Here is a 271-nt window from a genome sequence, read left to right on the forward strand (position 1 = left end):
GGTACACACCACCACAATTCCCACGTGAGTAGGATCAGCACCTAGCATGTACATGATTGGTAGTAACACTGGCACGATGATCATGATGGCCGCTAAGGTTTCCATGAACATACCGATGAACAACAACAAGGTAATGGTTAGCGCCCACACCATGTACATGTTATCGGTGAAACTAAGTAGCGATTCCGCCACCACTACTGGGATCTTTTGCTCGATCAACAAACGTCCAAACACGGTAGCGGCAAAGAGGATCAACAACACACGCCCAGTG

General features: G+C 48.3%; 1 protein-coding gene. It reads right to left on the bottom strand.

The window, feature by feature from the left end:
• Nucleotides 1-271 (bottom strand): TRAP transporter large permease subunit (locus tag AB4486_RS26125; protein ID WP_372119663.1); only part of this gene is annotated, 271 nt, incomplete at both ends.

Source organism: Vibrio sp. 10N.222.55.C6, from assembly GCF_041473395.1.
Classification (GTDB): domain Bacteria; phylum Pseudomonadota; class Gammaproteobacteria; order Enterobacterales; family Vibrionaceae; genus Vibrio; species Vibrio crassostreae_C.